20 protein-coding genes and 1 rRNA gene are annotated in these 21554 nt (G+C 53.4%); 18 read left to right on the forward strand and 3 right to left on the reverse strand.

Annotated elements, in window-relative coordinates:
* Positions 1-90 precede the first annotated feature (90 nt).
* From IDH45_RS16960 to IDH45_RS17020, 13 genes are all read left to right on the forward strand, one after another.
* Positions 91-525 (forward strand): ATP-binding protein, encoded by a 435-nt coding sequence (locus IDH45_RS16960; RefSeq protein WP_190929309.1) that lies wholly within the window; start codon positions 91-93, stop codon positions 523-525.
* Between the two features lie 7 nt (positions 526-532).
* On the forward strand, positions 533-907 hold the full coding sequence (locus IDH45_RS16965) for an STAS domain-containing protein (RefSeq protein WP_190929310.1): 375 nt from the start codon (positions 533-535) through the stop codon (positions 905-907).
* A gap of 318 nt (positions 908-1225) precedes the next feature.
* Positions 1226-2230 carry an ABC transporter ATP-binding protein gene (locus tag IDH45_RS16970; RefSeq protein ID WP_190929311.1) on the forward strand — a complete coding sequence of 335 codons (1005 nt, stop codon included), beginning with the start codon at positions 1226-1228 and terminating at the stop codon, positions 2228-2230.
* On the forward strand, positions 2223-2939 hold the full coding sequence (locus tag IDH45_RS16975) for an ABC transporter permease (protein ID WP_190929312.1): 717 nt from the start codon (positions 2223-2225) through the stop codon (positions 2937-2939). Before IDH45_RS16970 ends, IDH45_RS16975 begins: the two co-directional genes overlap by 8 nt.
* Before the next feature lie 13 nt (positions 2940-2952).
* Positions 2953-4344 (forward strand): GldG family protein, encoded by a 1392-nt coding sequence (locus IDH45_RS16980; protein WP_190929313.1) that lies wholly within the window; start codon positions 2953-2955, stop codon positions 4342-4344.
* On the forward strand, positions 4341-5264 hold the full coding sequence (locus IDH45_RS16985; RefSeq protein ID WP_190929314.1) for a DUF4340 domain-containing protein: 924 nt from the start codon (positions 4341-4343) through the stop codon (positions 5262-5264). The genes IDH45_RS16980 and IDH45_RS16985 overlap by 4 nt, the downstream gene beginning before the upstream one ends.
* A gap of 54 nt (positions 5265-5318) precedes the next feature.
* The gene (locus IDH45_RS16990) at positions 5319-5507 is read left to right on the forward strand and encodes a hypothetical protein (RefSeq protein WP_190929315.1); all 189 of its coding nucleotides are present in this window, start codon (positions 5319-5321) and stop codon (positions 5505-5507) included.
* 107 nt (positions 5508-5614) lie between these two features.
* Complete coding sequence (locus IDH45_RS16995) at positions 5615-6211, forward strand: glycerol-3-phosphate responsive antiterminator (protein WP_190929316.1); 597 nt, start codon at positions 5615-5617, stop codon at positions 6209-6211.
* Between the two features lie 203 nt (positions 6212-6414).
* A complete protein-coding gene (locus tag IDH45_RS17000) occupies positions 6415-7749 on the forward strand; it encodes a sugar ABC transporter substrate-binding protein (RefSeq protein WP_190929317.1) in 1335 nt (444 codons plus the stop codon).
* Between the two features lie 123 nt (positions 7750-7872).
* Positions 7873-8829: a carbohydrate ABC transporter permease gene (locus IDH45_RS17005; protein WP_223836724.1), complete on the forward strand. Its 957-nt coding sequence runs from the start codon at positions 7873-7875 to the stop codon at positions 8827-8829.
* Between the two features lie 15 nt (positions 8830-8844).
* The gene (locus tag IDH45_RS17010) at positions 8845-9816 is read left to right on the forward strand and encodes a carbohydrate ABC transporter permease (RefSeq protein ID WP_190929318.1); all 972 of its coding nucleotides are present in this window, start codon (positions 8845-8847) and stop codon (positions 9814-9816) included.
* Between the two features lie 54 nt (positions 9817-9870).
* Positions 9871-11208 (forward strand): alkaline phosphatase family protein, encoded by a 1338-nt coding sequence (locus IDH45_RS17015; RefSeq protein ID WP_190929319.1) that lies wholly within the window; start codon positions 9871-9873, stop codon positions 11206-11208.
* Complete coding sequence (locus tag IDH45_RS17020; RefSeq protein WP_190929320.1) at positions 11202-12062, forward strand: HAD-IIA family hydrolase; 861 nt, start codon at positions 11202-11204, stop codon at positions 12060-12062. The genes IDH45_RS17015 and IDH45_RS17020 overlap by 7 nt, the downstream gene beginning before the upstream one ends.
* A 242-nt stretch (positions 12063-12304) precedes the next feature.
* Here the strand turns inward: IDH45_RS17020 and IDH45_RS17025 are convergent, their stop codons facing one another.
* The 3 genes from IDH45_RS17025 to IDH45_RS17035 are packed head-to-tail and all read right to left on the reverse strand — an operon-like array spanning position 12305 to position 14247.
* Positions 12305-12922 (reverse strand): class I SAM-dependent methyltransferase, encoded by a 618-nt coding sequence (locus IDH45_RS17025; protein ID WP_190929321.1) that lies wholly within the window; start codon positions 12920-12922, stop codon positions 12305-12307.
* Between the two features lie 27 nt (positions 12923-12949).
* Complete coding sequence (locus IDH45_RS17030) at positions 12950-13456, reverse strand: dihydrofolate reductase (protein WP_223836725.1); 507 nt, start codon at positions 13454-13456, stop codon at positions 12950-12952.
* Entirely contained in the window at positions 13453-14247 is a 795-nt protein-coding gene (locus tag IDH45_RS17035) for a thymidylate synthase (RefSeq protein WP_190929322.1), read from the reverse strand. Before IDH45_RS17035 ends, IDH45_RS17030 begins: the two co-directional genes overlap by 4 nt.
* A 253-nt stretch (positions 14248-14500) precedes the next feature.
* Here IDH45_RS17035 and IDH45_RS17040 point away from each other — a divergent pair, with 253 nt between their 5' ends.
* The 5 genes from IDH45_RS17040 to IDH45_RS17060 all read left to right on the forward strand — a co-directional run.
* On the forward strand, positions 14501-15040 hold the full coding sequence (locus IDH45_RS17040) for a PspC domain-containing protein (protein ID WP_190929323.1): 540 nt from the start codon (positions 14501-14503) through the stop codon (positions 15038-15040).
* A gap of 230 nt (positions 15041-15270) precedes the next feature.
* Positions 15271-15960, forward strand: a complete 690-nt coding sequence (locus IDH45_RS17045; protein WP_190929324.1) for a heptaprenylglyceryl phosphate synthase — start codon at positions 15271-15273, stop codon at positions 15958-15960.
* Between the two features lie 14 nt (positions 15961-15974).
* On the forward strand, positions 15975-18299 hold the full coding sequence (pcrA, locus tag IDH45_RS17050; protein WP_190929325.1) for a DNA helicase PcrA: 2325 nt from the start codon (positions 15975-15977) through the stop codon (positions 18297-18299).
* Positions 18300-18412: 113 nt separating this feature from the next.
* Entirely contained in the window at positions 18413-20416 is a 2004-nt protein-coding gene (gene ligA, locus IDH45_RS17055) for an NAD-dependent DNA ligase LigA (RefSeq protein ID WP_190929338.1), read from the forward strand.
* Positions 20417-21467: 1051 nt separating this feature from the next.
* Positions 21468-21554: ribosomal RNA gene (locus IDH45_RS17060) — 16S ribosomal RNA — on the forward strand; the annotation flags it as partial.

The raw sequence follows: 21554 nt of genomic DNA on the forward strand, positions 1-21554 counted from the left end.
TCGTAAGCTATATTGAGGATACGGAGATCGGCGCCTGCACGGCGGAAAGTAGGTGGAGGGTTGACGGGTGAAGCGGGAGTTTCCCGGCGGATGTACGGGGAATGGAGCATGCGAAGCAAGCTCGGGCAAGAACGGCGGATACTTGCACTATTGGCCGGTTATCTCAACGGCTTTGCCCCGCTCTCGCACCGGCTTGACGATATGGCGACGGTTGTTGCGGAAGCTTGTCTGAACGCGGCCGAGCACGGGAACGGGCTGGATCTTCATAAGCGGGTCCGCATCCGGCTGCAAGTAGACCGGGAACGGGCGGTATGCCGGATCCTCGACGAGGGGAGCGGCTTCGACTACGAGGGCTGGATGGCCGCCAAGGCAGATTTGCCGCGAGCGGAGGATAAGCTGGAGGAGGATAATCCCCGCGGCTGGGGGCTGTTTCTGATCCAGTCGTTGTCCGACCGGGTCCGGTTCGGTTATGAGGCGGGAACGTTTTATACAGAGGTCGAGTTCGTATCGAATGGGGAGGGGTAAGACGGCGATGGACAACCAGTTTCAGATACAGAGGCGCAGCTTCGGACACGGTGTTATTCTCGATATGAGCGGCGATTTGACGAAGCAGGCCGAAGAGACGCTGCTTGGCATGAGGGCGTGGGAGACCGGCCTGGGGTCGCCGGGAAGTTACCTGATTTTGAATTGTACGCGCGTTCCGTATATTAACAGCGCGGGAATCGCTGTTCTGATCCGCCTCGTCAGGGCCGGGCTGAAGGGAAAGTTTCGCACCTTCGCCTACGGCGTTACGCCGCATTTTCAAAAATTGTTCCGGATGGTCGGACTGACCGAATATTTGATGATTTATCCGGACGAATATTCGGTGCTTCAACGAATCGAAGATCTGGAGCAGGCGAAGATGTAAACCCGGCTCCCTCCCATTGCATACAGCTTTCGGACTTGACGGCACTTATTTCGGACAGGAGTTCGTCCAACAGGCAAGCTTCCTTGCACCTTATTGCAAGCAGAGCTTGCCTTTTCTGTGCCCCGGGACATGGATGGTTTCATCACTCTAACTCGTTCACAATTTAGACACAAAATTTTAATCTAATTTTCATATTTGTTTAAGGTTTGATTATTGTTTGGTTAGTATATTGTTTCTGGTAAAATGAGTTAGTCTGGGATATGCATCCGATAGATGAGCCTGGGGATTAAGGTCTCTACTGAAGAGGAGGGAGTCAAGGTGCTGGAAGTCAAACAGGTGAGCAAGCTGTACGAGAATAAGAGAGGGGTTCACAACATCGATTTTTCGATGAGCCGAGGCGAGATCGTCGGCTTTTTGGGTCCGAACGGAGCCGGCAAAACGACTACCATGCGCATGATTACAGGGTACTTGAATCCGACGAAAGGGTCGATTCTGGTGGACGGCCTGTCGATGGCCGATCATCCGCGCAAGGCGCGAAGAAAGATCGGGTATTTGCCGGAAACCCCGCCGCTTTATCCGGAGATGACGGTCACCTCGTACTTGAAATTCGTCGCCAGTCTCCGCGACGTGCCGGTGCGCGAACAGAAGCAGCGGATCGGCGAAGTAATCGAGAAGCTGGGTCTGCAAGGCCGGGAGAGGCAAATTATTCGCAGCTTGTCCAAAGGGTATAAGCAGCGTCTCGGTCTCGCCCAGGCGATCGTGCACAAACCCGATCTGCTCATCCTGGACGAGCCTACGTCAGGGCTCGACCCGAAGCAAATCATCGAGATCAGGCAGCTTATTCGCGAATTGGGCGAAAATCATACCGTTTTGATCAGCACGCATATTTTGCCGGAAGTGAACGCGATCTGCAACCGGGTGCTGATTATCAATCAAGGCGTCATCGTACTGGATGAGCACCCCGACCGGATCGGGGGCACGATGGGCGAGACGTTCGAAGTCAGCCTGGAGATTAAAGGGCCGAAGGAGGACGTCATGCGCGAACTTCAGGAGCTGCCGGACGTAGGAGTGGTCAAAGAACTGGACCGCGAACGCGTTGAAGCCGGGGCGACCTTGCTCCAGGTGACGGCCAAGGATCGTACCGATATCCGCGAAGCGGTGTTTTACCGGATGGCGGAACGCGGCTACCCGATTCTCGGCATGAAGAAGGAAAGCCTCAGCCTGGAAGACATCTTCCTGAAGCTGACGACTGACGAGAAGCAACCCGAGGAGCAAGAACCGGCGGAGCCGCAAGAGGAACCGGAGGTGGAGAAGAATGCGTAGAGCTATGGCCATTTGCAGCAAGGAGCTGCAGATGTACTTCTACTCGCCGACCGCCTACGTCGCGTTTGCGATTTATGTGCTGCTGTCGAGCGTGATGTTTTATTGGAATTTTGTCCTGACCAACTACAGCATCGTAGATGCCCGGGTTGTCGTCGGAAACACGACTTTCATTTATTTGTTCATTATTCCGTTATTGTCGATGCGCCTCGTCTCCGAGGAATTCCGCCAAGGTACCGACGAGATGCTGCTTACGTCGCCTGCCGGAATCGGAGAGATTGTGTTCGGGAAATATATGGCGGCGCTTACACTGATGTTTATGCTCGTAGTAAGCAGCTTGATCTATCCGTGGATCATGTCGGCTTTTGGCGATTTGGACGCGTCCGTGCTCTGGCTGTCGTATCTCAGCATGTTTTTGCTGGGCGCTGCGATGATGGCGGTCGGCTTGTTCGCCTCGACGCTTTCCAGCAACCAGATGGTTGCGGCGATTGCCGCTTTTGTCATCCTGCTCGTGTTGTGGCTGATCGACTGGGCGGCGGAAGGTTTCGGCGGCAAGTTTAAGGAATGGATCATTCAATTCTCGCTCACCGGCCGTCAAATCAATTTGCAAAAAGGGATTTTCCAATTGGCCGATGTGCTGTTTTATGTGACGCTGATCGCCGTGTTCCTCGTCCTGAGCATTCAGACGCTGGAACGCAAACGTTGGAGATAAGGGGGGAAGAGACGTGAACAAATGGATCAAAGGCACGAATGCGACGGTTTTATCGATTGCCGTGATCGGGATATTTATTATCGTAACGCTCTTCCTGAGTTCCTTGAAGGGCATCCAATGGGATTTGAGCAAAAATAAAAAATACTCCTTGTCCGAAAAAACGGTCATGGTGCTGAACGATTTGAACAAAGACGTGAAGGCGACGATGTTCACGGGAGGCACTACGGCGGACGACTCGATCATGTACCGGGATATCCGCGATATGTTGAACGAATATGCCAAGCGCACGGGCAAGATGTCCTTCGAAGAGGTAGACCCGACCCGCGAGCCGGCCAAAGCTCAGCAGTATCAGATCGATCAGGCCGGAACAATCGTGTTCGAGATGGGCGACAAGCAGAAGAAAGTATTCAGCTATGAGCTGTTCGGCCCGGGGGCGGCGCAAGGCTCCTATACGTTCAGCGGCGAAGAAAAGTTCACTGCGGCGATTATGGGCCTAACGTCCGATGTGAAACGTCCGGTGTACTTCTTAACGGGACACGGCGAGATGCCGGCCGGACAAATCTCGACGCTGCGCTCTACGCTGGAAGGAGAGAACTACGAAGTCAAGGAGCTGAACCTGTATAAGGAAGGCAAAGTTCCCGACGATGCGGAAGCCGTATTCCTCGTAGGCCCGCAAACCGATCTGGACTCCAAGGAAAGCACGCTGCTCAAAGAATATGTGAGAGGCAAGGGCAAGCTCTTTATCGCACTCGGTTTCTCCAAAGATTTGGGCACATGGACGAATATCGACGATTTGCTGAATACGATCAACGTCAAAAATTCCCGCTCGATCGTTGTGGAGACCGGCCGTACGCTGCTCGGAGATCCGCTTACGATCGTGCCGAGCTACAACTACCATGATATTACGTACGACTTGTCCGATCAGAACCGGGTAACGATTCTTCCGGTTGCGCTCGGGTTAATGACGGATGCCAACAATACCGATTGGAAGACGAGAGCGCTGCTGAAATCAACCGACAAAGCTTACGGCGAAACCGATATGACGCAGTTGACGACCGGCAAGACCAAGCAGGACGAGAACGATCCGAAAGGTCCGCTCGACGTCGCTTACGCGATCGAGAACAAGGACGGCAAGCCGAAGGCGGTCGTGATCGGGAATGCCCAATTCCTGCACGATCAGATTATTCGCGAGCAAGGCAACCGCGACTTCGCCTTGAACAGCGTCAACTGGCTGCAGGAACAAGAGAACCTGGTCACCATCCGTCCGCGTGAGGAAGAAGCGATGCAGCAGGCGTTCATTATGCCGAATCAGGCACAGTGGATTTTCTACGGCACTATCGTAGCATTCCCGCTGCTTATCCTGGCGCTTGGCGGGGCGATCTGGTGGAGGAGGAGAAAAGGATGAAACGGTTCATTCCGACGATCGTGCTTCTCGTCGTATTGATCGGGGCGTTCTGGTATGCATCCAGCCAATCGTTTTTCAAGAAGGAAGAGGAGGAGCCGGTTTCCAAGCCGCTCGTCACGATGAAGCAGGAGGATATCGCGGGCTTTAAGCTGAAAGAGGAAGGCTTGGAGTTCGAGAAGAAGGACGGCAAGTGGACGATGGTCAAGCCGGCGGCGATGCCGGTCGAGACGAGTACGGTGGAAAGCTGGCTTGGCAGCTTTACGGCTCTGAAGCATGATGGCGAAGTCGAGGCCAATCCATCCGATCTATCGGTGTTTGGCTTGAGCAGCCCGACCAAGGAATTTGAAGTGACGCTGAACGACGGCACCGTCAAAACGGTGCAGATCGGATCTCCCTTGCCGATTGCCGGACACTTTTATACGAAGCTGAAAGATAGTCCTGCCATTTACAAGCTGGCCGACCAGCAAATCACAACACTGCAAAAAGATTTGATGAGCTTTATGAACAAAAGTCCGTTTAAGCTCAACTATCTGGACGTGGTCGGTGTGGAGCTGCAATGGAAGGGCGCCAAAAAATCGGTCGTCAAAACGGACAAAACCAAATCGTTCAACGAATCGGCCTGGACGCTTGACGGCAAGGAAGTGAAGGCGGGCGATGTCGAGCCGGCGATCGACAAGCTGCTGTTTGCGGTAACCGATCAGCTCGTGCGGCCTGCTTCCGAATTGAAGCTGGACACTGCCGAGCTGAAGCTCGAAATCAAATTCAGCAAGGAAGGCAAGGAATCTTCCGACGTATACGCCGGCAAGCTGGACAACGGGCTGGTCTGGATCGTGAAACAGGGTGATTCATGGGCGTATGCGCTCGCCGAAACCGACGTTCAAGTGATCTTCGATGCATACAAAAAAACGGAAGCCAAGTAAAATAGTTCAGTCGCCGCTAACGATTAGCGGCGGTTTTTCTTTTGGCGGAGGTGTGTGGATCAAGCACGGGTAATCTGCACAAATCGCACAATCGGGGAAGGCTACGGACAGCTGGAGCGGTTTATGAAGGAGAACGGACACGTATCCTTGCGCAATGCCTGCGCGATAGAAGTTTTTTATATCCGAGAGGATGGGGAAGAAGAGCAGGTGGAAATCTGGAGCCCGATTGACGTCGCGAAATGACGATGCAGGGAAGCGGGCCGACTTGCATCCACATTAACAAATACTAAACAAACAAGAAGAGATCCGTATGATATACTGGCTTCAGTAGGCATCTAAGGGAGTGGAAGATGACTTTACTTCATCGAATCGGGAGCAAGCCGATCATTGCTGCAGTACGCAAACTGTCGGAGTTAAATGCCGCTCTCGAATCCAAAGTGGATAACGTGTTTTTTATGGGCGGCAGCGCTTCGGAGATCATTCCGGCCGTCACGCAAGTGAGGAACGCGGGAAAACATTCCTTCATCCATCTGGATCTAGTTCGCGGACTGTCGAGCACGGACAAGGAAACGATCGAATTCGTAGCGGACCATCTCCGGGCAGACGGCATCGTAACGCCCAAGAGTCATATGGTTAAAGCGGCCAAGCAGGCGGGGTTGTACGGCATCCTTCATTTGTTCGTCATCGATTCGCTTGCCGTGGATAACGGGCTCAAGATGATCGATCAGCTTGAACCGGACGGAATCGAGATTATGCCGGGCGTCATTCCGAAAGTAATTGAGACCTATGCAGCGGCAACCGATACGATTCCGATCATCGCCAGCGGACTAATCCGGACCATGGACGAAGCGCGGACTGCGTTGAATGCGGGGGCTACCTCGTTATCCGTATCGGAGACGGCGCTGTGGCGCAAAAGCTTTCAAGATTTTTTCCCTGACGGGATGTAACAATAGAATACAACCAACCTGAGTTTGTGTGATGAGAGAAAGCTCAAGGAGTTGCAACTTCCGCCTATGACGGGGGCTGCCTCTTTGCGCCTTCTCTTTTTTTATTTTCCATTGAGGGGGGTGAGGCCTGCCGGCTCGACTGCAATTGCATTTTATTTCGATTTTCTTCTACTACCATTACTTTAAGCGGGAGGTCTATCTGAATGTTTCGTCGTTTTCGATTTGCTAAGCTGGCATCCGTCACCTTGATCGCTTCCGTCGTGTTGTCCGCCTGTGGCTCGTCCCAGGCCCCGTCCGGCTCGAAAGATAGTCAAGGCTCGGCGGACGTTCCGGCCTGGACCGGGGAGATAACCGTCTGGGACGGCCCGAGATGGTCGGATGATCAAAATAATAAATATTTTTGGATCGAACAGAAGAAAGCCGAGTTTGAGAAGCTTCATCCGGGTGTAACGATCAAGATCGTACAGACGCCATGGGCGGAGATGGAAGATAAATTAAATGTCGCCATAGCGGGCAAAGCATGGCCCGACCTCGTATATAACGTCAGCAACCGGATTGCCAGCGTCAAGAACATTCAACAAGGTGTCGTGGAGCCGATCGACCCGTTCTATACCAAGGAAGAACTGAACGATTTCTTCCCGAACACGTTAGCCGAGTATGAATATCAGGGCAAGCATTACGGCGTTCCCGTCAGTTCCCGGGTGCACACCCTGCTGCTCAACCTCGATATGTTCAAAGCCAGAGGAGTAGAGCCTCCCAAGGACGGCAAATGGACGTATGAAGAGTTCGTAGACAAGATGAAGAAGCTTACCGGAGACGGGAAGCACGGTTTCTCGACTTATATAATGCCAAGCTACTACGAGTCATGGCCGTTCATTATGATGGATGGCGGGCGTCCGTTAAGCGAAGATATGACCCGGTATACGTTCGACTCGCCCGAAGCGATCCGCGGACTGCAAAAGTTTCTCGATCTGAAATTCAAGCACCAGGTAGCCCCTCCCGATATGGGAACGTCTAACGTCGGCGATACGTGGAAGCAATTTGCCGCGACGGACAAACGGTTGATGGCCGTTCAGCCGTGGAGCTCGTGGGCGATCGCTTCGGCTCAGAAAGATCCGTACAAGATGAACTTCATGGTTGCGGAATACCCGAGCGGTACAACCGATAAATCGACTACAATCGGCGACGTTCTAGGCTGGGTTATGTTTAAGCAGAAGGATGACGGGAAGCGCAAGATGATTGCGGAGTTTATGAAGTTTTTAACGACGACGGACGAAATCTATACGACGGCCAAATATTACGGGGTGTTTCCATCCAAAAAATCGGCTGCACAAAAACGTCCATTCGAAGATAATCCGCAAATGGAGCAGGCGCAAAAAATATCGGAAAATGCCGTTATGGTGCCTCGTCATCCCCAGTGGGCCAAAATCGACGAGCTGATTCAAAAAGAGCTGCAGCTAGCCGTGAACGGCACGAAAAGCGCGGAACAAGCATTAAAGGACGCAGGCAAGCAAGTGGAGCCGATTTTGAAAAAATAACAAGGAGTACCGGTTGAATAGCTGCTTTTCGAGAGCTCAGCGAATGAAGTTTCGAAACGAAAAGAAGGTCAGGGGCTTCCGCGGATACCGGGAGCTCCGACCCCTCATAAGGAGGACTGGGGCTTGGAATCTTACATGCAGCAGATGAAGTCCGGCATAACGTTCAGGGAAAAGCTCAAGCGCAGCTACAGCCGGTATGCGTCCGCTTATTGGTTTTTGCTGCCCAAGTTGCTGTTATTTGCGCTCTTCACGATTATCCCGGTTTTTTGGTCGCTGGTGCTTTCCTTTCAAAAGTTTGAAATATTCGATGCCCATTGGGTCGGACTGGACAATTACATCGAGGCTTTCCGCAGCGAGATGTTCCGGGTTTCCTTATGGAACACGTTTGTATACACGATTGTAACCGTACCTGTATCGGTATGGTCGGCCTTAGTTATCGCGTCTCTTGTTTTTCCCCTCCGGGCGGTATCCCGGACGTTTTTCCGCGCCGCCTTTTATATCCCGTCGGTCACCTCCATGGTTGTAATCGCGATGGTATGGCGCTGGATGTTTAATTACCGGTTCGGCTTGTTCAACGGAATGCTGGAATGGATCGGGTTGCAACCGATCGATTGGCTGGGGCAATCCTCGTCGGCGCTGTGGTCGCTAATCATGATGAACTTGCTTATACCGCCCGGTGCGGGGATTATCATTTATTTGGCGGCCATGGGTGCCCTGAATCCGAATCTGGTCGAAGCGGCCCGTATAGACGGAGCGTCTTCCTTTCAAATTTGGCGGCAAATTACGGTTCCGCTGCTGAAGCCGACCACGTTTTATTTGCTGATTCTAACCTTGATCGGCTCGTTCCAAGTGTTCACCCAAATCGTCATGATGACAGGCGGCGGTCCAGGCAACGCTACGGAAACCGTTGTGCACGTTATCTACAAAACCGCGTTCCGCGATTTCGATTACGGTCTTGCTTCCGCGCAATCCGTCATCTTGTTCCTGATCATTATGGTGTTCTCGATCATTCAGTACCAATTATCCGGCGACGACGACAGACGGCGCTTCAAGTTTCGCTTAAGAAGCAAAAACAGCTGAGAGAGGAGGACCCTCATGACCTATACCGCACGCAATCGTCTCGGAAAATGGATCGTATACGGGCTACTGCTCGTTATGGCGGTCATATCTCTGCTGCCGCTGTACTGGATCTTCATCACATCCTTTCAGCTGCCGTCCTACCAGAATGAAGAGATGGAGCAGCCCGTATCGTATGTGGAATCCGATCCTCCCAAGCTGTATCCGTTCGGAGTTGTGGAGTACTTCTCGCAGTGGCAAAAAAAGCGGGAAGCCGAGCAGGCGGGTCAGGAGCAACAGGTACAGTTTCACGAAGAGAAAATGCAGGAAGTGGTCCGTTCGACGTTCTCGTCCTATGTATATTTATTTAAGAGCACCGAAATTATCCGATGGCTGATCAACACGATCGTTGTTGCCATCATAGGCGCTCTCGGATGCATATTATTCGATACGATGGCGGGTTACGTACTGGCTAAAAAGCAGTTTCCGGGGCGGATGGCGGTGTTCTGGATCATTCTCGCCACGATGATGATCCCCGAGCAGGTTACGCTCGTTCCCACGTTTATGATCGTGCAAAACCTTCAGCTGTACGATACTTTATGGGCGGTGATCCTCCCTGGGCTGGCCGGAGCGTTCGGTGTATTTCTGATGCGCCAGTTTCTGGTCAGTACGCCGAACGAGCTGCTGGAAGCGAGCAAAATTGACGGAGCGTCCGAGTGGAAGACGTTCATCCATGTCGTCGTCCCGTTGGCTATGCCGGCAATGGCTTCGCTTGGGATCTTCACCTTTGTGGCGCAGTGGAACTCGTTCTTATGGCCGATCATCGTCTTGAACGATGTTAAATGGTTTACTTTGACCGCCGGCCTCAAAACGCTGCAGGACGCCAATCTGGCCAATTTCAAACTGCTGATGACAGGCGCGGCCGTAGGCGCTTTGCCGGTTATTGCGATGTTTTTAATGCTGCAGAAATATTTTATTCAAGGATTGACGCTGGGCGGTCTGAAAGAGTAGCCGGCTTCTCTGAGCCGGAGCGCGCCAAGCGGACCCTAGGAAGAGGTGTCAATGATGAACAAAGCGAACGCCGAACTGCCCCGCGTTCTTGTAATCAGCATAGACGGGTTGGGGTATAACAACTGGAATCGGAGCGGCGTACCGATGCCGAACCTGAAAAAGCTTGCCGAGCGCGGCGTCGAAGCCGGGATAAACAGCATTACGCCTTCGGCTACGTGGGCCATTCATACGAGCCTCGTGTGCGGCACCTATCCCCGCAAGCATGGCGTTCTGGGCAATTGGGTCGTGGACCGCGGGACGAACCAAGTCGGGGAGCACTTTGGAGAGCGGATGTACCCGAAGGAAGAGTCCGTTCATGGTCTGACGATTTACGATGCGGTGAAACAAATCGGAGGCACAACAGCCGCCTTATGCTGGCCCAAAACATGGGGCGCAACAGGGCTCGATTTCGTCATACCGGAATGTTACGAGCAGGAATTGATGGAGGCGGGAAGCACGGCTTCTTTATGGAGGGAGCTTGTGGAATTGGGTCTGCCTATGCACAGGTATGCATCATGGAGCAAAGATCATGCCCGCGGTCCTATGCAGGACTGGCTGACGACCGAAATCGCCAAGCATCTCATCTGGCGCCATTCACCCCATTTGCTGCTTGTCCATTATTTGCTTCCGGACAGCTATCAGCATGATTATGGCACGCATTCCGAGGAACTGGACTGGTCTCTGACCTATATAGACGAGCGAATCGGGGAGCTGCTCCAGGAATTGGAGGCGTCCGGCGGGCTGGAGGAGACGTATGTGGTCGTCATGTCCGATCACGGCTTTGCCGACGCAGCCCGGACGTTTTATCCGAACGTGCTGTTTAAGCAGTTAGGCTGGTTTGACGAGGCATGCCCGGAGCGGAGCAGGGTGATGGCCGTATCCAATGGCGGCAGCGGATACGCTTATTTGCTGGAGCCAGATCCTGAGGAAAAGGAAAAGCTGCGGGAGCAGGTTCGTTCCCGGCTCCGGTCCGTGGAGGGTGTCCGGCTGCTGGTGGAGGACGATGCGGATTTTGAAAAATGGGGGCTCCCCGCAGGAGGCGAACATAGCCGTTTTAAGCCGGACTTCGCTTTTGACATGCATCTGGACTGGTTTGTCAACTTTGGGCATCAAGGCGGCGAGGTAACGGCAGAGCGGTCCAAATTTACCGGAATGCACGGTTATTTCGCGGACCGGGACGAGATGAAGGCATTCTTTGTCGCGGCAGGCCCGGGGATCGAGCGGGGAGTGCGTTTGCCGGACATCGGACTTGTGGATGTAGCGCCGACGGTTGCCAGCTGGTTCGGCATCGTGATCCCGGACGCGGACGGAAAGAAGCTGATGCTGGGAAGAAGGGACGGAAGGTCATGTTAATTTTGGAGGATGACGAACGAAGCGTATCCGCAGCTCTGGAGCTGCTGCTTCAGGCGGAAGCGGTATTTTTTGATCTGGACGGCTGCATCTATTTCGGCGATCGGCTGGCGGACGGGGCTTTGGCGCTGCTGGAATGGCTAAGCCATAAAGGGAAGCAGGTTCGCTTCGTAACGAATAATTCTACCGATACAGGTGCGCAGGTGGCTGCCCGCTTAGTCCGGATGGGCCTAAAGGCCGGGTCTGAACAAATTATGACGGCTACGGAGCAAATAGGGCTGCACCTGATGAGGCTGTACGGCAGAACGACGCTTAAAGTGATCGGTAGCCGTTCCCTGCATAGCGCGTTGGAACGGGCCGGGCATCGTTTAGTGCCGCTGTACAGCGACGAACGGGCCGATACGCTCGTGATTGGCCGGGATACGTCCTATGATTACGCGAAGCTACAGGCAGCTATGGAAGAAATAGACGCGGGTACGCCGGTGCTTGCAACCAATCCGGATTTGTTTCATCCGGGGAGCCGGGGCGAAAAGGTACCGGAGACCGGAGCTCTGTATAGCGCACTTGAGGCGATGACGGGCCGGAAAATCAATTATTTCGGCAAGCCGGCTCCTTATATGTTCGAGCTTGCTATGGAAAACTGCGGCGTAAAATCCCCTGAATTATGCGTGATGGTCGGTGATAATCTGCATACGGACATTGCGGGCGGCCGTTCTGCGGGCGTGAAAACGATCTGGCTGTACGATGCGGCCAATCTTCCGTCGTCTGAGGAACCGCTCCCTTTCCATTTGCGGCCGGATGTTGCGCTTCCGGATCTGCAGTCTCTTTCGGCTCGCGTGGGATTTGGCGGTGTATAATGAGAACGTTGCCGTTTGCTAGCGAAAAAAAGCTTCTAAACGAAGCCTTCTCCACGATGAATGACCAATCACTTTTTTTAAAAGCAACGCTTTAAGGCCTTGCGACACTACAAACCTTGAGTTTCTGCAACGATGAAAAAAGCGGTCCGGTTATCCGGCCGCTTCTGTGCGTTAACGGTGCATGTTGGAAGAGTTCTATTGTTCATAGAAGCACCGGTGTAACTGGTTTATTAAGCTGCCGCTCACTGTCTTGGCTGAAGAATCAGCGATTGAAAATGAGGATTGCCCTCTCCTTGCGACACGGTGTCGAAATATACGATCCGGAACAAGCTGCTGACTGCCTTCAGCAAGTTCTCATCCGTGTACATCGCGAAAAACCGTTTCGGTTCATAAAAGTCCTGCTCCCATACCCCCTCCGAATCGCGCCCGCCATACACGCCCATGTAAAGCAGCCCGTCCGGCTTCATTACCCGCCGAATCTCCTTCAAGGCGGCTGGGAGCCCCGCCTTCGGCACATGCAGCAGGCAGTTTAAGGCGTATACGGCGTCGAACGATTGATCCGGGAAGCCCAAGTCGTCAAAGCTTCGCACCTCGGCCTGCAATCCTTTCTCCCGGCAAATCCGTACCATCTCCGGGGACTGGTCGGTGCAGACCACTTCAAGCCCGGCGGATGCAAAAAACAGACCGTCCCGTCCCGGTCCGGAGCCGACCTCCAGCAACGTCCTGGTATCGTTCTTCCTAAGGGTTTTCAGAAAATGCTCTCGTTCGCGAACTTTCCATTCGGCCGTTCCCGCTTGGTCCCGCTCTTCAGCGTGACGGTTGTAGGCGGCTACTAAATCGGCTTTATATACACCGGTCACGGGTTCCCCTCCTTCAGCTGGTGTTACTCAGGCAAGCTTGCGCTCATAAGTCAGAAACGTATGAGGGTGTGCGTTTTTCTCATCGACCTCGCCCGCCACGCTCGAGGTAACTTCCCATTGATCGGGATCGAGTTCGGGGAAAAAGGCGTCCCCTTCGAATCGTTCCTCGATCGAGGTAACGTAGATCCGGTCAGCGTAGCGGAAAAACAAGCCGTACACCTCCGAGCCTCCGATGACGAACGGGCTTTGCCCGGCAGCGGCCTCAAACGCCTCCTCCGGCGTATGGACGACCCTACAGCCGTCGGCGGCATAGGAGGCATCCCGGGTCAGTACAATATTCAACCGGCCCGGCAGCGGCTTCCCGATCGATTCGTACGTTTTACGCCCCATTATCACCGGATGGCCCATCGTCGTTCTTTTGAAAAAGGCAAGATCCGCCGGGAGCCGCCAAGGCAGTTTGTTATCTTTGCCGATTACGCCGCCTTGCGCCATGGCGACGATCATCGAGACGGAAGCAGGCGCTTGTCCGCTCATATCGCGACCTCCCCTTTAATGCGCGGATGCGGATCATAGCCGATCAGCTCGAAATCTTCGTAACGGAAGTCGAAGATCGACCGGACATCCGGGTTCAGCTTCATCGCCGGCAGCGGCCGGGGTTCGCGGGTTACTTGGAGACGGATCTGCTCCATATGATTCGAATAAATATGCGCGTCGCCCAAGGTGTGGACAAAATGGCCCGGCTGCAGTCCGGTAACTTGAGCCATCATCAGCGTCAGCAGCGCATAAGAGGCGATATTAAAAGGAACGCCCAGGAAAACATCCGCGCTCCGCTGATACAACTGACACGACAGCTTGCCGTCCGCCACATAAAACTGGAACAGACAGTGGCAGGGGGCCAGCGCCATCCGGTCCAGCTCGGCGGCGTTCCACGCGCTGACGATCATCCGGCGCGAATCGGGATTGTTTTTGATTTGATCCAGCACGATCGCAATCTGGTCGACCGCGCCGCCGTCAGGCTTGGCCCATGAGCGCCACTGCTTGCCGTACACCGGCCCCAAATCGCCGTTCTCATCAGCCCATTCGTCCCATATAGATACACCGTGTTCGTGCAGATAGCCAACATTTGTGTCCCCGCGCAGAAACCACAGCAGTTCGTGAATGATCGAGCGAAGATGCAGCTTCTTCGTAGTCAGCAGCGGAAAACCTTGCTGCAGATCAAATCTCATCTGGTATCCGAATAGGCTGATTGTGCCTGTGCCGGTCCGGTCCGACTTGTGCACGCCTTCGTTTAATATCGTTTCGCATAGCTGCAAGTATTGCTTCATTTAGTAAGTTCCCTCTTTTCTTTTCCGTCGTTTGCGGAACTTCCGCTGTCCATTTCAACCATTTTATATTACCATAAGGAAGGGTATGCCCGATACGAAGACCTGTCGGTCGTCCCCGACTTAAGTCCAGTCCGAATACCATCTTCGGTCCGTTTTGGATGGGCGTCCGATTTTCTATACTAGAAGCATAAGGTTGCATCGCTGCCAAGTCCGGTATGCGGTGAGCCAATACCATACAAAGGTGTTGTCCGACATGAAAAAATTGTACCGGTCCCGTAGAGACAGCAAGTTGTTCGGTTTATGCGGCGGGCTGGCCGAACTTCTTAACGTCGATTCTACGCTGCTGCGTGTCGTCTTGCTGGTGACGGCTTTCTTCACCGGAGGCACACTGATCCCGATATATTTTATCGCCTGCCTCGTCATTCCGAAGGAACCGGCGTTCGATCCGTTTTATAATCCGACATACGGGTATCCGAACCGGCCGGAATACGGCCCCGGACCCTATCATTCGGATCCGCACTACCGCGGCGGTTCGTATTATGGCAGCTCCAGCGGAACGACACATCAGCCGTACGGAAGTTCCACTTATTCGAGCGGATACGGATCGAAGCCGCCCAGCTACGGCACCGGCTATCAGCCGCAGACGGAAGCTCCGCCGTCCGCCGGTCCCGCTCCGCAGAAGCCGGCTCCCAATCTGGACGAGATGATGCGGGACGTCGAGAAGAAGGCGCTCCAAAAAGAGATTGAGGAACTTCGCGCCAAGCTGGCGCAGTATGAGAAGAGCGACAAATAAAGCAGGTTGGTATCAGCCACGGAACTTTAGCTTCCGTGGTTTTATTTTTTATAGGGAATGCTTCCTTATTGGAAACCATTGCGAACATACATTCGCTTTTGGTATGATGGAAGCAAACGCCTAAGCAAACGACACTATGAACCATTTGACACCCCCGGAGTGCTGACATAGACTGAGATTAGTTTTTATTTTGAAGGGAACAACGCCCGGATAGTCGGAGGGTTACACGGTTGAACATCGACATTGGACGGTGGAAGCACGTCTTCAAGCTGGACCCGGACCGGGACATAAGCGACTCGGCACTCGAGCGGGTATGCATGTCGGGTACGGATGCCGTTATGGTTGGCGGCACAACGGGAGTTACGTTTGATAATACGGTAGATTTGCTGTCCCGGATTCGCCGGTTCGAGGTGCCTTGTGTGCTGGAAATATCCGATCACGATGCGATCGTTCCGGGATTCGATATGTATTTGATCCCCGTCGTGCTGAACGCGGGCAATCCGGATTTTGTTGTCGGTCAGCATCACCGTGCGGTGAAAGAATACGGTCCGATGATGCAGTGGGATCAGATTGCAGCAGAGGGATACGTGATTTTGAACAGCGGCTCCAGTGCGGCCCGCGTAACGGAAGCCCGGACAGAGCTGCAAGCGGACGATGTGGTCGCTTATGCGAGAATCGCGGAGAAGCTGTTCCGGTTTCCCGTATTTTACGTCGAATACAGCGGTATGTTCGGCGATATGGATCTGGTGAAGCGCGCTGCAGCACAGCTCGAACGTACCCGGCTGTTTTACGGGGGAGGCATCGACGGCCCCGACAAAGCGAGACTGGCGTCGGAAGCGGCTCATACGATCATCGTCGGGAACGCCGTATACGAGAATCTGGATCGTGCCCTGGAGACGGTTCGGGCGACACAAGAATAGAAAGGTTGACCGGAATGAACGGAAGCATCGATATCCATGCGGCAGTGGCCAAACTGAATAAGGAGCAGCGGGAGGCGGTCGAGGCGCTGAACGGCCCCGTACTTATTATGGCGGGAGCGGGTAGCGGCAAGACGCGCGTTTTGACGCACCGGATCGCTTATTTGATCGCTACGCGGAAAGCGGCTCCCTGGAGCATTTTGGCCATCACATTTACGAATAAAGCAGCCCGGGAAATGCAGGACAGAATCGGGAAAATCGCCGGACCTTCGGCGTCCGACATTTGGGTGTCCACGTTTCACTCCATGTGCGTGCGCATTTTACGGCGGGACATTGAGCGGATCGGATATTCATCCAATTTCTCGATTCTCGATTCCACGGACCAGCTGTCGGTTATAAAGACTTGTATGAAGGAACTGAACGTCGACGCCAAAAAGTTCGAGCCGAAGGCAATCCAGGCGGAGCTCGGTTCAGCTAAAAACGAACTGGTCACGCCAGAGCGGTACGAGCGTAAAATCGGCGATTTCTTTCAAGGCCAGGTCGCCAAAGTATACACGCTTTACCAGAAGAAGCTGAAGGCCAACAATTCGCTCGATTTTGACGACCTGATCATGAAGACGATCGAGCTGTTTCAGCAAGTTCCGGATGTGCTGGAGTTTTACCAGAACAAGTTCCAATACATCCACGTGGATGAGTATCAGGATACGAACAGAGCTCAATATATGCTATGCAGGATGCTTGCGGACAAGCATCATCATATATGCGTCGTCGGCGACAGCGACCAGTCGATTTATCGTTGGCGCGGAGCGGACATTGCAAATATTTTGAATTTTGAGAAAGACTACCCGGAAGCCCGCACGATCTACCTAGAGCAAAATTACCGTTCCACCTCCAACATCCTGAATGCGGCCAACGCCGTCATTAACAACAATACCGGACGCAAGCCCAAGCGGTTATGGACGGACAAAGGCGACGGAAGCAAGCTGCAGCGGTATGAAGCGGGCTCTGAGCACGAGGAAGGTTATTTTATAGCCGGGGAAATCGTCAAAAACTATAAGCAGGGCCAGAAGTATTCGAACCACGCGGTGCTGTACCGGACCAATGCCCAGTCTCGGGTAATCGAGGAAATTTTGATCAAGTCGGATATCCCGTATCAGATCGTAGGCGGCATCAAGTTCTATGACCGGAAAGAAATTAAGGACATCCTGGCTTATCTGCGTCTGATCTCGAATCCGGATGACGATATTAGTTTAAGAAGGATCATTAATGTACCGAAGCGCGGGATCGGCGATACGACGCTGGACAAGCTGGCTGAAGCTGCGGCGGCGCGGGGAATTTCCATCTTTGCCGCGCTGGAGCAGACGGACAGCTTGGAATTAAGCGCGAGATTTCGAGCTACCTTGGCCGAGTTTTACGGGTTGATCCGCAATTTAAACGCAATGCTCGACTATTTGTCCGTTACGGAGCTTACCGAGAAGATGCTGGAGCTGACCGGCTACCGTGAAGAGCTGCTGCGGGAAAATACGATCGAATCGAAGTCGCGATTAGAAAATATCGACGAGTTTCTGTCCGTTACGCTTGATTTCGAGAAGCGAAGCGAAGAGAAATCGCTCGTGTCGTTTCTGACCGATCTGGCCTTAATCGCGGACATCGACACGATGGACAAGGAAGACGACGGCAGCGACAAAGACGCGATCATCCTGATGACGATGCACAGTGCCAAAGGACTGGAGTTCCCGGTCGTCTTTATCATCGGCATGGAAGAAGGAGTATTCCCGCACAGCCGTGCGTTTCTGGACAACGAAGAGCTGGAGGAAGAGCGCCGGCTCGCTTATGTAGGCATCACGCGTGCGGAGGAGAAGCTTTATTTGACCTGCGCACGGATGCGCACGCTGTTCGGGAAGACGGCGGCGAACGCGCCGTCGCGGTTTTTCAAAGAAATTCCCGCAGAGCTGGTCGAGAATGCGGGAGGTTACGGCGTCATTGGCGGCAGCGGGTCCTCTTACAGCTCCCGGAGCGGGGGATACGGCGGCGGCACGTCGGTATACGGATCTCCTGCGAGGGGAGCATACGGTTCGCCGGCGGGAAGCTCGATCGGCGCAGCTCCTTCGGTCGCCGGCAGAGCCGCTGCAGGTGTGCAGCAGCGCCAGGCCGGAGCTGCCGGAAGCGGCGCGGCGGCATCGTATGCGAACGGTGATAAAGTGAGCCATGGCAAGTGGGGGACCGGCGTCATCGTTGCTGTAAAGGGAAGCGGTGACGATACGGAGCTGCAGATCGCTTTTCCTGCTCCTGTCGGGGTGAAGCGGCTGCTCGCGAAATTCGCCCCGATCTCCAAGCTGTAAACGGCTGACACGAAACTTCCGTCCTGCCGGCAGTGTGCGGACAGGATCGCGTGCAGGATTGCGGACTATTTAATCCGTTTATGAGAGGATGAAGTTGAATCGTGGCAGATGCGATGGAAACGATGAAGAGCTTGATCGATGAAATCGGCAAGCACAATTACCAGTATTATACGCTGGATCAGCCCATCATTAGCGACAAGGAGTACGACGAGCTGTACGACCGGCTCGTTGCGCTGGAGCGGGAGACCGGCGTCACGCTGCCGAACTCTCCGACCTTGCGCGTCGGCGGAGAGCTGCTGGACGGCTTTCAGCCGCACAAACATCTGGCGAGACTATGGAGTCTGGATAAAGCGCAAAATGTAGATGATCTGATGGCTTGGCATACCCGGGTGCTCAAGCTGATTAACGATTACAATACCCGTAATCCGGAAGATCCGCTGCCGGAGCCCTCCTTTGTCGTAGAGCTGAAGTTCGACGGACTTTCGTTGAATCTGACTTATGACGGAGGTCAGCTCGTTCAGGCTTCCACGCGCGGCAACGGGGTCGTTGGCGAAGGGATTCTTCCGCAAGTGAAGACGATTCGCTCCATCCCGCTTGAAATTCCTTACAGGAACGGAGTTATTGAGGTGCAGGGCGAAGGCATGATGTTCTTGTCGGTCTTCGATGCCTACAACAAAACTGCGGCGGAGACTCTGAAAAATCCGCGTAACGCTGCAGCCGGCGCGCTCCGCAACTTGAATCCGAAAGCGACAGCCGAAAGAAAGCTGAACGCTTTCATATATAATGTCGGATATTCGGATGAAGTCGGGTTTAAGGACCACCGTGAAATGGTGCAATTTTTGAGGGATAACCGTTTTAAGGTGAATCCGTACGTCCAATTTTACGACTCGATTCAGGACGTCGCCGAGGAGCTGCGCAGGCTGGAGACCGTGCGGCATGATTTTGATTATTTGATTGACGGTGCGGTAGTCAAAATTAACGATATGCGTACACGTGAAGTGTTCGGCTATACCGATAAATTTCCACGCTGGGCGGTAGCTTTCAAATTCGAAGCCGAAGAAGCGACGACGATCCTGCAATCGGTATCGTGGGAATTAGGGAGGACAGGCAAGCTGACGCCTGTCGCCGCCGTCGAGCCGGTAGATATCGCCGGCGTTACCGTGTCCAACTGTACGCTTAACAACATAGGCGACATCGAGCGCAAAAATTTGAAGTTCGCACTCGGAACACCTGTCTTTATCCGTCGTTCCAATGACGTGATTCCGGAAATTCTCGGCAAAGTGACCGAGGAGCAGGACGGAATGGAGGTCGTTTATCCTACCGCATGTCCATCTTGCAGCACCGAACTGGAGCAGCGGGGCGCTCATCTGTTCTGTCCGAACCGGCTTGGCTGCAAGCCTCAACTAATAGGCCGGATCACGCATTTCGCCTCGCGCGATGCGATGGATATCGAGACGTTCAGTATTATGACGGCCCAGCAGTTGTATGACGAGCTTGAGGTGCGCGATCCGTCCGACTTGTTTTATTTGCAATTCGAAGATCTGATCAAGCTGCAGCGATTCGGGGACAAGAAGGCCAGGAAGCTGCTTGAAGCGATCGAGAAGTGCAAGACATGCGATCTTCCTTCGTTTTTATTCGCGCTTGGTATCCCCAATACGGGCAAAACGACGACGAAGTCGCTGGCCGAGCATTACGGCAGCCTCGATAGACTGATGACCGCTACGGCCGACGAGTTAACTGGTATCCCGGATATCGGCGGCATCGTTGCGGAGAGCATCGTGAACTTTTTTGCCGACCCTGTCATGGTGCGCAGCATCGAGCGGATGCTGGCGGCAGGCGTAACGCCGCAAGCGGAGGAACGGGCGCAGCCGGCCAATACCGAGCATCCGCTGTTCGGCAAAACCGTGGTGCTCACCGGTACGCTAACCAGCATGGGGCGGGACGAGGCCGCTAAAAAGCTTGAAGCGCTCGGTGCCAAGGTAACCGGCAGTGTATCCAAGAAGACCGATCTTGTCATTGCCGGCGAGAGTGCGGGCAGTAAGCTGGCCAAAGCGAAAGAACTAGGCATCCCTGTAATCGAGGACGAGGCAGAACTGCAGCGGCTGCTTGAGGGATAACCGAATAGAAGCTATCGCTTACGCCGGGCATGCATTGTGTTAGATTTTTTTCTTAAATGGACACAATGCCGGACGTTCATCGTAGCATCTTGGACCTTGTGCTCCCGCTCAGAGGGAAGAGAGAACCGAATAAGAGTGGTTTGTACCCTTAATTTTGTTCGAACACTCGCCTGGACACGGAATAAGAGCGGTTTGTAGCTTCTAAAATCCGCTAAAAGGGTTATACCCCCATTAGTTGGTTGAAATAAGGGGTACAAACCACCTCTATTCGTCTCTGTCCTCCCAATATGTCGAATATAGAGGGTGCCAGAGACTCTTATTATGTGATTTAGCGTAATTTAGCCCGCTCATAATTCGTGTCAGCGAAGCCCAACCGGATCTGATCGCGTGAGAGCTGCTCATGGGTCGTATCCGAAGGCGAGCTGTTACGTTACCCTAAAAACTCACTAGCGAGCGGCTCGAGCAAGGCCCCATTCCCTTCAACGCGCGAAGGTTACATACCAAGGACCGTCCGGACGCTTTTACTGGATGGTTTTTTCCTTAAGAAAGGGTAAGTTCTCAGCGAAGCTAAGTCCTTTCTGCTCGCAAGAAAAGCTGCCTCATACGCCGGGGCATGTATTGTCGCTAAGGCTTCGTCTAGTAGTATAGAAGCTTTTCTCTTTTTGCCGAACATCTAGTTTAACCTGATCTTTGCTGCGTTGTAACGGCTAATGTGGGTGGCCTGGAACGAATCCGAAAAATAATTTAAGAAAAGAGTTGCATTTCATTTTGAAACCTGATATTATAAGTTCTTGTCACGACATGATTCGCCAAAAAAATGAGCCAGTAAATAAGGCTTATGAACCATGACGGCGACAACAAAGTTCCTTGAAAACTGAACAAATGAAACGGACCATAAAAGAAATTTCGTTGGCGCAAGCTGCGGAATTTTACAAGTCAGTACGTTTGAGCAATCAGCTCTAAAATAATGAGAAGCTTTGAAGATGGTTAGTTTGATCCTCTGGATCAATCTCTCCAACTCGTGAAGAGAAATCGAAGAAGCGACTCAACCTTATTGGAGAGTTTGATCCTGGCTCAGGACGAACGCTGGCGGCGTGCCTAATACATGCAAGTCGAGCGAGTCCTTCGGGGCTAGCGG

The sequence above is a fragment of the Paenibacillus oceani genome, from assembly GCF_014705615.1.
Lineage (GTDB): Bacteria > Bacillota > Bacilli > Paenibacillales > NBRC-103111 > Paenibacillus_AB > Paenibacillus_AB oceani.

Bases quoted from the DNA above. Each gene is read 5' to 3' on its own strand.
- IDH45_RS17015 (WP_190929319.1), top strand. From the start codon at position 9,871: ATGAACAAAGCGAACGCCGAACTGCCCCGCGTTCTTGTAATCAGCATA.
- IDH45_RS17030 (WP_223836725.1), bottom strand. From the start codon at position 13,456: ATGAGCGGACAAGCGCCTGCTTCCGTCTCGATGATCGTCGCCATGGCG.
- IDH45_RS16960 (WP_190929309.1), top strand. From the start codon at position 91: ATGTACGGGGAATGGAGCATGCGAAGCAAGCTCGGGCAAGAACGGCGG.
- IDH45_RS17040 (WP_190929323.1), top strand. From the start codon at position 14,501: ATGAAAAAATTGTACCGGTCCCGTAGAGACAGCAAGTTGTTCGGTTTA.
- ligA (WP_190929338.1), top strand. From the start codon at position 18,413: ATGGAAACGATGAAGAGCTTGATCGATGAAATCGGCAAGCACAATTAC.
- IDH45_RS16995 (WP_190929316.1), top strand. From the start codon at position 5,615: ATGACTTTACTTCATCGAATCGGGAGCAAGCCGATCATTGCTGCAGTA.
- IDH45_RS16965 (WP_190929310.1), top strand. From the start codon at position 533: ATGGACAACCAGTTTCAGATACAGAGGCGCAGCTTCGGACACGGTGTT.
- IDH45_RS16985 (WP_190929314.1), top strand. From the start codon at position 4,341: ATGAAACGGTTCATTCCGACGATCGTGCTTCTCGTCGTATTGATCGGG.
- pcrA (WP_190929325.1), top strand. From the start codon at position 15,975: ATGAACGGAAGCATCGATATCCATGCGGCAGTGGCCAAACTGAATAAG.
- IDH45_RS16975 (WP_190929312.1), top strand. From the start codon at position 2,223: ATGCGTAGAGCTATGGCCATTTGCAGCAAGGAGCTGCAGATGTACTTC.
- IDH45_RS17000 (WP_190929317.1), top strand. From the start codon at position 6,415: ATGTTTCGTCGTTTTCGATTTGCTAAGCTGGCATCCGTCACCTTGATC.
- IDH45_RS17035 (WP_190929322.1), bottom strand. From the start codon at position 14,247: ATGAAGCAATACTTGCAGCTATGCGAAACGATATTAAACGAAGGCGTG.
- IDH45_RS17020 (WP_190929320.1), top strand. From the start codon at position 11,202: ATGTTAATTTTGGAGGATGACGAACGAAGCGTATCCGCAGCTCTGGAG.
- IDH45_RS17010 (WP_190929318.1), top strand. From the start codon at position 8,845: ATGACCTATACCGCACGCAATCGTCTCGGAAAATGGATCGTATACGGG.